This is a genomic window from Gordonia sp. UCD-TK1, assembly GCF_001691435.1.
Taxonomy (GTDB): domain Bacteria; phylum Actinomycetota; class Actinomycetes; order Mycobacteriales; family Mycobacteriaceae; genus Gordonia; species Gordonia hongkongensis.
The window spans coordinates 95,962-105,806 of the sequence record NZ_LZMP01000008.1 but is presented as its reverse complement, the minus strand read 5'-3'; the positions used below and the strand labels follow the sequence as shown (position 1 = coordinate 105,806).

Genomic DNA, 9,845 nt, shown 5'->3' with positions numbered 1-9,845 from the left:
CTTGGCGGCATCAGCGTCCATACCGCCGTACTGGCGGCGCCAGTTGTACAAGGTGGCCGCCGACACCTCGAGGTCGGCGGCGATCTCCTCGCCGTTCTTGCCCTCGGCCGCCAGTTCATCGGCTCGGCGCAACTTGCGCACGATGTCCTCAGCCGAGTGACGCTTCCGTCCCGCCATGATCCCTATCGTCCCTTCTCCGCCCTCAACAGGGCAATCAGGACTCTAGAACCACCCGGACCGGTTCACGGGGGACACGCCACATCCGCATTGAGGTCGAGTGGTGTCCATCGTGGCGGCTCTGATTCTGCGTATGACACGTAGGCTCCTATTTGAGGAATCGGCAATTGGCGAGGTGAAATCTATTCACTCCGCAAGGGCGGCGAAGTCCACGTAGACTCCTGCGCTATTCAACTCTCGTGCGAGCGGTAGTTTCCAGCCGCCATTCGGGTCGAGAGGAATATAGAGTATCCCGTCTGTATCGGACGGTCGCTCTATGCCTTCCTCCACCATGAATGCCACTCGATTGCGACCTAGTTTGGCGATAAAATAGCCAAGTTCCAGGATGACATTCTGGCGTGCGCGCGGGCAAAGGTTGGCTGGATCTTCCAATTTACTGCCGCCGATATCGTCGGCACTCGCTATCACCACGGCATACGCTGCCTCTGCCGATGCACTTTCGAGTTTCTCGATAATGGTATCGCCCTTATTTGGATACTCACTTAGAATTGTGGCCTTCACCCCTGTGAGATCACGAATTAGCGCAGCGATCTCCAGCTTCCGAGTATCGTCGTGGCCGTGAACTACAAAGACGCGAGTGCCGCCGGGCGCAGCTGTCTGCGTCCCATCTTGGAGATCATCGGTCGCCAGCAATTCGATCTCGCCTCGGGCTGCTTTGAGCAGTGCCACCGAACTCTGAACACCTCGGCGCTTCGCGCGCTCATAAGTACCTGTGTTGTCGATTCCAGGCCCGGAAACGACCGCGCCAGGGGTGAACTTGACTTGCCGTAGCTTCTTATATGTCGGGTTGTCGGTTCCGAGGCAAAGGCGTACCGCAACTTCGTTGTGATGTGCCCACTCCTGGGTGTCGACGACGGTTCCGGTCTCGTCGACAGCGTCCAGCTGTTTCTGTACGAGGGCGATCTTCTGCGTTGCGTCCACACTGGCGATCTTGCCACCAGGTGCTGACAGCCACTGTTCACCACGCCGCGCGCCGGGGCCGTGCCGGGGTGGCGAGGTGTCGATCGGCTTGAAAACGCTCCTACCAGTGCCCCCAGTCGGACTCGAACCGACACTGTGCCGATTTTAAGTCGGCTGCCTCTGCCAATTGGGCTATGGGGGCAAAGGGTCCGCTCGACGACGGTCCCCACGGTGAGCATAGTCAGCCGCGGCAGCGTGTCCGAATCCGTCCGGCGCTGCCACCGACAGACGTCAACTCGACCGCCAGACTTCGATCGAGGTCTGGCAGTCGAGTCGACGTCTGGGAGTCAGCCGTCCTTGACCGGCCCAGTCGCCGGGGTGATCATTGGGCATGGACGCGGCAGCGGTGACCGGGGCACGCAATTGGGAGGCCGTCCGAGAGCGGCATCCCGCCATCGTCGAGCGCCTCGAGGCGGGTCTGACGCAGGGTGATCCGCTCGCCGACGCGGTGATCGTCGAGGCCAGAGAACGCGGAATCTCTTTCTCCACACTGGTCGCGCTCTTGGAAGAGCACACCTCCGCCGAGGAGGAGACCGATGTCGAACACCTCGAGATGCCCGCCTCGATGACACATCTGTTGCAGGTCGCGAGCACCCCACCTCCGTGGTTCGACCCGGCCTGGGCGGAGGCCGGCGCCCGCGCCTGGTGGCGGTTCGGGACGTTGCAGTCGTCGACGCTGTATCAATCGCTGATCTACGGATTCAAGGCGCAGGGGTTCGTCCGTCCGCTGGTGGCCACCGGCCGGCTGGGATCGGGGACACGTGATCGGGTCGAGTCGACGGCCCGCTGGGTCGCCGAGGCGACCACGCCCGGATCGATGCTCCCGGGCCGTCCCGGTTGGGCTGCGACGCTTCGTATTCGGCTGCTACACGCCTACATCCGCGACGTCCTGCGGCACCCGCCCGGCGGCGATCCGACGGACGACGCCGGGGCCTGGGACGAAGGGGAGTGGGGCGCACCCATCAACCAGACGTATGCCGTGATGACCATCTCGTGCGGCTTCCTGGCTCTCCCTCTCGTCGTCGCACGGGATTTCGGGATCCACTACAGCAGTGCGGAATGTGAGGCGATCACACATCTGTGGCGCTGGATCGGCTGGGTCATCGGGGTCGACGACGACCTCCTGCCGCCGAGTTACGAGTCGTCGAGCGAATTGTTTCGTATCGCAGGCGAATTCGAGCTGCAGCCCGACGATTCGTCGAAGGTGCTGATCAAGGCGCTGCTTCGCGAGGGGTACGACCTTCCGCGCGTCGTGCACGGGGCCGCGCCGATTCCGGTGCCGGGGTTGCTGGTCTCCGCGGTGGATGCGATCACCAGACCCCTGCTCATGTCGTCGTTCTCGGCCATCAGCACCAGATGGGTCGAGCGCCCGGTCGCCCGGCGGATGGGTCTGCGCCGGACGCCGTTGCACCATCTCGTCGACGTCGCACGGCCCGCCGTCAGGCTGCGCGAGATCGCGCGGGCGACCGGACTGCTCGGATCGGAGTCGACGGTGATCGAGCGCGAACTGCGAACGGTCCGACGCGGACTCGGCATGCCGCACGTCCCTGAATCGTCCTTGACCGCCTAAATTACTGCTGATAACTTAACGCCGTAAAGTCGACCGACGCGACAGGGGTCCGCATGCTGGTCAGATTGACACGGCTGGTCATATCCATGCCCAAACGAGTGCTGCTGGGTGCACTCATCCTGCTGGTGGTGTGCGGCGCGTACGGCGCCACCGCGGCCGAACATCTGCTGGCCGGAGGGTACAGCGATCCGAACTCGGGGTCGGCGCGGGCGGAGAGAACGCTCGACGAGACGTTCAACCGCGGCGGGATCCAGGTCGTGCTCAAACTGGACGGTCCCGACGGAGTCGACGTCTCCCGCGACCCGACGGCCCGGGCGGTCGGTGAGGACATCGTCGCCGACCTGAATCGCAATCAGTACGTGCAGGACCAGATTTTGTCGGTGTGGGCCAATCCGGCGCTCGACTCCGCGCTCGTCAGTCGCGACCGGACGTCGACGCTGATCATCGCCTCGCTCGACGGTGGCGAGGATTCGGCACCGGGGCACGCCGAGGAGATCGCCGAGGCCCTGGCCGGTGACCGCGACGGGATCACCGTGCAGGTCGGCGGCCAAGGAATGGTCTTCGCACAGGTCAACGATCAGACCGCGTCCGATCTCCTCGTCGCCGAGGCCATCGCGATCCCGATCACGTTCATCGTGTTGATCTTCATCTTCGGCGGATTGCTCGCGGCGGCCGTCCCGGTCGGCATCGGCATCGTCTCGATCATCCTCACCTTCGCGCTGCTCCGCGCGATCGGATCGATCACCGACGTCTCGGTCTTCGCGCTCAACCTCACCACCGCACTGGGTCTCGCGCTCGCGATCGACTACACGCTGCTGATCCTGACGCGCTACCGGGAAGAGGTCGGACACGGTCTGAGCCGGCCCGACGCGATCGTCCGGACCCTGGCCGCGGCCGGGCGGACGGTCGCCTTCTCCGCGGTGACCGTCGCCCTGTCGCTCAGCGCGCTCGTGCTGTTCCCGCAGTACTTCCTGCGCAGCTTCGCCTTCGCGGGTCTCGGCGTCGTGGTCGTGGCCGCGGTGTCGGCGCTCGTGCTCACGCCGGCCGTGCTCATGCTCCTCGGTGATCGCATCGACGCGTTCGACGCCCGGAAGCCACTCCGGCGCCTGCTTCGGCTGCCGCCGGCGCGGCCCGTCGAACCCGAGGACACCTGGTGGTACCGGCTCGTCCAGTGGGTGCTGCGCCACGCCTTGCCGGTCGCCGCGGTCGTCACGGTTTTCCTACTGGTACTGGGTGCGCCGTTCCTGTCGATGAAGCTGGGGTTCCCCGACGACCGGGTGCTCCCCGAGTCGGCGAGCGCCCACGCGATCCAGCAGGAGATCCGAGACGACTACGAGGACGACCTGTCCGCAGCGGTCACCGTCGTCGTGCGGGGGCCGGTGGACGATGCGGCCCTGGCCGGCTACACCCGCGCCCTGTCGACGGTCGGAGATGTCAACTCCGCAGGGTCGTCGGCCGGGACGTTCGTCCGGGGTGCGCCGGCCGCGCCCGGCAGCCCGGACGACACCCGGGGCGACGTACACGTCCTGCAGGTGTCGACCGACCGCGACCCGATGAGCGAGTCGGGGATCGCCCAGCTCGACGAGCTGCGGGCGGTGCCGCCGCCGGCGGGAACGGAGACCCTGTTCAGCGGGCTCGCCGCCGCCACCGACGACACCGTCGGGTCGATCTACGCGCATCTGCCCTGGGTGCTCGGCCTCATCGCGATCGCGACGTTCGTGCTGCTGTTCCTGTTCACCGGGAGCGTCGTGTTGCCGCTGAAGGCGCTCGTCCTCAACATCCTGTCGCTGTCGGCGACGTTCGGCGCGATGGTCTGGTTCTTCCAGGAAGGGCACCTCGGAGGTTTGGGGACCACCGCCACGGGCACCCTCAGCGCGACCATGCCGGTGCTGCTGTTCTGCGTGGCGTTCGGCCTGTCGATGGACTACGAGGTGTTCCTGTTGGGACGGATCCGCGAGGAGTGGTTGCGATCGGACCGGACGCGCGCGGCCAGCGACCATGCCGTGGCCCTGGGCTTGGCCCGGACCGGCCGGGTCATCACGGCGGCAGCCCTGCTGATGAGCATCGTCTTCGCCGCCATCGCGGCGTCAGAGGTCTCGTTCATGCGGATGTTCGGGGTCGGTCTCACCCTGGCGGTCCTGATGGACGCGACGATCATCCGCATGTTCCTCGTCCCCGCCTTCATGCGTCTGGCCGGGCGGGCGAACTGGTGGGCGCCGGGTCCGCTGCGACGGCTACATGATCGGATCGGGTTGTCCGAGGAGGCTCCGGAGGTCGGGCGTCCCGAGAAAGCGGCGCCGGACACCGCGCCGACGAGGGTCTGACACCAAATACGTCATAACGGCGGACGAACAACGGCGGGACAGGTGCAGGAGTGCAGTGACGACACGTAGACGAGCGAGATCACCGCGCGGGTCCGGAGAGATCCTCGCGGAGGAGATCATCGAGGCCGCCGGTGAGTTGCTGGTCGAGAACGGCGACGACACCGCGATGTCGATTCGCGCGGTCGCCAACCGCGTGGGGGTCACACCGCCATCGATCTACCTGCACTTCGCCGACAAGGAAGCCCTGCTCGACGCCGTGTGCGCCCGCTACTTCGAGCGTCTCGACGACGAGATGGCCGCCGCATCGGAAGGCGTCGACGACGCCTTCGAACGAGCGCTGGGCCAGGGGATGGCCTATGTCCGCTTCGCCGTCGCCACGCCCGTGCTCTATCGCGTGGCGTTCGGCAAACCCACTCCCGAAGGGCATCCGTCGAAGGTCGACGAGGTACTCGCCGCCAGTGCGTACTCGCGGTTCGCCGGAACCGTCACCGAGCTGGCCGACGACGGGGTGTTCGATCACGCCGAGATCGCCGACATCGTTCTCGAGTTCTGGGCCGCCGCCCACGGGATCGCGTCGCTGATGCTCGCCAAACCGGGTCTCGCCTGGGGCGGCGACTTCGCGCGTGCGGAAGCCATGCTCACCGCCATGTGCCTGGGCCGGGCCTCGCTCGCGACCGACGGCGGCATCGATCAGACCGCACTGGGCCGCCGGTTGAGATCGCTGCGCGACCGGGTGAACTGACCCGGTGGCGGGTGTCTGACGACAGAAGGGTCAAGAGTCGGTAAAGTCGACGTCGACTCGGTCGTTGCGAGCTCCCGTCAGGGAACTCTCAGAAACGGCCCGACGTTGAGACGGCATACATCCGTACCGATGAAGGAGCGCTTCGTGCGAGAAAGCAGCAATCCGGTGATGCGCGGCGTGGTCCGCGACAATCAATCCGGATACGCGGGTTTCGGGGCCGGCATGGCCGGCGCCGGCGCCGCGGCCAACCAGTTCGGTCAGGCCACTGACCCCTACACCCAGCCGGCACCGCCGGCCACTCGTCAGCTCACGATCGACGACGTCGTCACCAAGACCGCGATCACGCTCGGAGTGCTGACGCTGGCCGCCGCTGCCACGTACTTCGCGATCAGCAGCCGCGCCACCGAGGCCGCCCAGGCAGCTCTCGCCACCCCGCTGATGCTGGTCGGCGCCATCGCCGGTCTCGTGCTCGTCCTCGTGGCGAGCTTCGGTCGCAAGCAGGACAACCCGGCCATCGTGCTGGCCTACGCCGCGTTCGAGGGCCTCTTCGTCGGTGCCATCTCGTTCGTGTTCGCGAACTGGGCGGTCGCCGGCGACACCTCCGCCGGTGCGCTGATCGGACAGGCCGTCCTCGGCACCTTCGGTGTGTTCTTCGGCATGCTGTTCGTGTACAAGGTCGGCGCCATCCGCGTGACGCCGCGCTTCACCCGCATGCTGTTCGCCGGCATGATTGGTGTCCTGGTCCTGATGCTCGGCAACCTGGTCATCGGTCTGTTCACCGGTGAGGCCGGAGTCCTGCGCGACGGTGGCCCGATCGCCATCATCTTCTCGCTGGTCTGCATCGCCCTCGCCGCGTTCAGCTTCCTGCTGGACTTCGACGCCGCGGATCGCCTGATCCGTGCCGGCGCACCCGACCGGGCCGCCTGGGGCGTGGCACTCGGCCTGACCGTCACCCTGGTCTGGCTGTACGTCGAGATCCTGCGTCTGCTGACCTACTTCAACTCCGACTAGCCAGTCATGTGACAGTGGCCCCGCACCTCGGCAGGTGCGGGGCCACTGTCGTGTCAGGGGTCGGTTGGCGACAAAGTGTGCCACCCGGGTGCGTTTGCGGGAACAACCCCATCACCGCGGTTCTACCGTGCGGACATGGTGTTCTTTATGATCCAGCTGGCGCTGATGATCATCGGCGCCGTCGTACACATACTGGTGGACCGATCGATGCGACGACGCACCGTCGGCCGCGCAGCCGAACTCGTGCTGCTCTGGATACTCGTCCCCGGCGGCGCATTCGGCATCCTCGCCGGGGTCGGCCACGTCGGCCCGAACGCCCCCGAGATCGCCGAGGGCATCGGGCCGGACTTCATCCCGTCCATGTTCCAGTGGGAGCTCGGGTGGAACGACATCGCCGTGGGCGTGCTCGGCGTGCTCTGCTACCGGGTGCGAAATCGTGGCGGATGGCTCGACGCCGCCGTGTGGGCACTGGCGATCAGCTACGGGGGAGACCTCGCCGGTCACATCTCGCAGTACTACATCCACGACAACACCGCGACGAACAACGTCTGGGCGATCCCCGCCGAGATCTACATCGTCGGTGCCGTCGTCATCGCCTGGTTCGTGTACCGACGAACGACCCCCCGCAGCGTCGCGGTCCAGGGACCGAACGCGGCGAGGGGTGTCGACGAGACGGAGACGGCTTCGCTCAGCTGAGGCGCTCCAGCAGTGATCAGCTGAGGCGCTCGAGGACCATGGCCATGCCCTGACCGCCACCCACGCACATCGACTCGATGCCGAAGGTCTTGTCGCGGGTCTGCAGGTTGTTGAGCAGGGTGGTCGTGATGCGGGCGCCTGTCATCCCGAACGGGTGACCCAGGGCGATGGCGCCACCCGACACGTTGAGCTTGTCGTGGTCGATGCCGAGATCACGGGCCGAACCGAGGACCTGCACGGCGAAGGCCTCGTTGATCTCGACGAGGTCGATGTCCGACAGGGACATCCCCGAGACCCGCAGCACCTTGCGGATCGCCTCGATCGGACCGAGCCCCATGATCTCCGGCGACAGGCCGGTGGCCGCGGTGGCGACAACGCGCGCCAGCGGGGTGAGGCCAAGCTCCTTCGCCTTGGTGTCGCTCATGATGACCAGCGCCGCGGCGCCGTCGTTGAGCGGGCACGCGTTGCCCGCGGTGATCGTGCCGTCCGGGCGGAAGACCGGCTTGAGCTGCGAGATCTTCTCGTAGGTCGTGCCCGCGCGGGGGCCGTCGTCGGTGGTGACCAGCGAGCCGTCGGGCAGGGTGACCGGGTCGATCTCCCGCTCGAAGAAACCGGACTTGATGGCTTCTTCGGCGCGGTTCTGGCTCAGCACGCCCCACTTGTCCTGGTCCTCGCGGGAGATGCCGGTGAACGAGGCGACGTTCTCGGCGGTCTGGCCCATCGCGATGTACACGTCCGGGATGACCCCGTCCTTGCGCGGATCGTGCCAGATGCCGGCGTCACCGGCGGCCGCCTTCTCGGTGCGGGCCATCGCGTCGTCGAACAGCGGGTTCTTGGAATTCGGTGCGCCGTCGGCGCCGCCGGAGATGCCGAAGCTCGACACGCTCTCGACACCACCGGAGATGAGGACGTCGGCCTCGCCGGCCTTGATGGCATGCAGCGCCATCCGGGTGGTCTGCAACGACGACGAGCAGTAGCGGTTCACCGTGACGCCGGGGATGTGGTCATGACCCAGCTCGACCGCGATGACCCGGGCGATGTTGTAACCGCCCTGTCCGCCGGGCTGGCCGATGCCCCAGTGGATGTCCTCGATCAGTGCCGGGTCGAGCTCAGGCACCTTGGCGAGCGCGGCTTCGACCATCTGGCGCGACAGTTCGTCGGGTCGGATGTCTTTGAGGGATCCCTTGGCGGCGCGGCCGATCGGGGAACGGGCGTGGGCGACGATGACGGCTTCAGGCATACCTCGAAACTACCGCACCAAGCATCTGCTTGGTCACGAGGTCGGTCAGCCCGGGTCGTGGCTGGTCACCGACGTGTCAGACGTCTCCTGAGACGTGTGACGAACCGTGTTTCTTCGACGGCCTCGGACACCTTCGGCGGTTCGGGTAGCGGCGTCGGACCCCACTCGCCGATCGAGGCGAGCACCTCGGGCACCAGGATGTCGGCGGCGAGCTCATACCCCGCGGCCGACGGGTGGAATCGATCGGGCGACAGCATGTGCTCGGGGCGCGCGAGGAACTCCTCGGTCAGCAGGTCGGCCAGTGGGACCGGCCGCCCCCCGGCGGCCCGGACCGCCGATCGCTGCGCGGCGGCCAGCGTGAGTCCCCAGCGTCGCAACACCATTCGCAGGGGCTGGGGGATCGCGGTCACCACGCCGAAATCCGGGCAGGTGCCGACGACGACCTTCGCGCCCTCGTCGACGAGTGCGTGGACGGCATCTCCGAGCCGCCGCGCCGACGGGAGCGGACTGTTGCGGGCGGTGACGTCGTTGGCGCCGACGAGGATGACGGCCACGTCGGGTCGCTCGTGATGGACGAACATCGCCTCGATCTGGGCCGCGAGCCCCTTCGACGTCGCGCCGACGATGGCCTTGTTGGCGTAGCGGACCACCCGATCGGTCTCCGCGGCCACGCGGCGGGCGATCTGGACTCCTGGCGTCTCGTCCGCGGTCTCGGCACCCAGTCCGGCCGCGGTCGAGTCCCCGAACACCACGAGATACAGGTCGTACACGGTGTCCCGGGTGAAACGTGCGCTGGTGCCGTCGGGGCGGTACACGCCGTCGCCGTCCGGGGCGTTGTCGGTACGGTGCGGGATCACCACGCGGGCCTCGGCGGCCTGACTGTTCAGCAGGTTGTAGGCGGCCCAGCCGGCGCCGGCCGCGCCCGCGGTCGCAGCCGCTGTCGCGCCGACGTCGCGCACGATCCTGGCGGGGACGATTCCTCGACGACTCGAACCGGACACGAGTGCCAGTTTAGGCGTTCAGCGGGATCAGCTGACTGGGGCAGCGGCCGGGTGTCGCTGTTCG

The 9,845-nt window shown here is 66.9% G+C and carries 9 protein-coding genes and 1 tRNA gene; 5 read left to right on the top strand and 5 right to left on the bottom strand.

Going from position 1 to position 9,845, the window contains the following annotated elements; all coding sequences use genetic code 11:
- From A9310_RS06945 to A9310_RS06940, 3 genes are all read right to left on the bottom strand, one after another.
- The coding region (locus A9310_RS06945) for a transposase (RefSeq protein WP_083207281.1) at positions 1-177 on the bottom strand (177 nt) is incomplete at its 3' end.
- A gap of 186 nt (positions 178-363) precedes the next feature.
- Positions 364-1,158 (bottom strand): TIR domain-containing protein, encoded by a 795-nt coding sequence (locus A9310_RS25020; protein ID WP_175401088.1) that lies wholly within the window; start codon positions 1,156-1,158, stop codon positions 364-366.
- A 107-nt stretch (positions 1,159-1,265) separates the two neighbouring features.
- Positions 1,266-1,339, bottom strand: a tRNA-Leu gene (locus tag A9310_RS06940).
- Positions 1,340-1,528: 189 nt separating this feature from the next.
- On the opposite strand from A9310_RS06940, the gene A9310_RS06935 reads away from it, so the two are divergent.
- The 5 genes from A9310_RS06935 to A9310_RS06915 all read left to right on the top strand — a co-directional run bounded on the left by A9310_RS06935 (position 1,529) and on the right by A9310_RS06915 (position 7,540).
- Positions 1,529-2,767, top strand: a complete 1,239-nt coding sequence (locus A9310_RS06935) for an oxygenase MpaB family protein (RefSeq protein ID WP_058250758.1) — start codon at positions 1,529-1,531, stop codon at positions 2,765-2,767.
- 53 nt (positions 2,768-2,820) lie between these two features.
- Entirely contained in the window at positions 2,821-5,091 is a 2,271-nt protein-coding gene (locus A9310_RS06930; protein ID WP_065629954.1) for an MMPL family transporter, read from the top strand.
- Between the two features lie 55 nt (positions 5,092-5,146).
- On the top strand, positions 5,147-5,833 hold the full coding sequence (locus tag A9310_RS06925) for a TetR/AcrR family transcriptional regulator (protein WP_065629953.1): 687 nt from the start codon (positions 5,147-5,149) through the stop codon (positions 5,831-5,833).
- Positions 5,834-5,977: 144 nt separating this feature from the next.
- Complete coding sequence (locus tag A9310_RS06920; protein WP_055474978.1) at positions 5,978-6,844, top strand: Bax inhibitor-1/YccA family protein; 867 nt, start codon at positions 5,978-5,980, stop codon at positions 6,842-6,844.
- 135 nt (positions 6,845-6,979) lie between these two features.
- Entirely contained in the window at positions 6,980-7,540 is a 561-nt protein-coding gene (locus A9310_RS06915; RefSeq protein WP_065629952.1) for a DUF6790 family protein, read from the top strand.
- A gap of 16 nt (positions 7,541-7,556) precedes the next feature.
- Here the strand turns inward: A9310_RS06915 and A9310_RS06910 are convergent, their stop codons facing one another.
- Together A9310_RS06910 and A9310_RS06905 are read right to left on the bottom strand one after the other, a co-directional pair.
- Positions 7,557-8,780, bottom strand: coding sequence for an acetyl-CoA C-acetyltransferase (locus A9310_RS06910; RefSeq protein WP_055474902.1), 1,224 nt, complete (start codon positions 8,778-8,780; stop codon positions 7,557-7,559).
- 65 nt (positions 8,781-8,845) lie between these two features.
- Positions 8,846-9,757 carry an SGNH/GDSL hydrolase family protein gene (locus A9310_RS06905; RefSeq protein ID WP_175401091.1) on the bottom strand — a complete coding sequence of 304 codons (912 nt, stop codon included), beginning with the start codon at positions 9,755-9,757 and terminating at the stop codon, positions 8,846-8,848.
- Between the last annotated feature and the right edge of the window lie 88 nt (positions 9,758-9,845).

Bases quoted from the DNA above. Each gene is read 5' to 3' on its own strand.
- A9310_RS06935 (WP_058250758.1), top strand. From the start codon at position 1,529: ATGGACGCGGCAGCGGTGACCGGGGCACGCAATTGGGAGGCCGTCCGA.
- A9310_RS06930 (WP_065629954.1), top strand. From the start codon at position 2,821: ATGCTGGTCAGATTGACACGGCTGGTCATATCCATGCCCAAACGAGTG.
- A9310_RS06915 (WP_065629952.1), top strand. From the start codon at position 6,980: ATGGTGTTCTTTATGATCCAGCTGGCGCTGATGATCATCGGCGCCGTC.
- A9310_RS06910 (WP_055474902.1), bottom strand. From the start codon at position 8,780: ATGCCTGAAGCCGTCATCGTCGCCCACGCCCGTTCCCCGATCGGCCGC.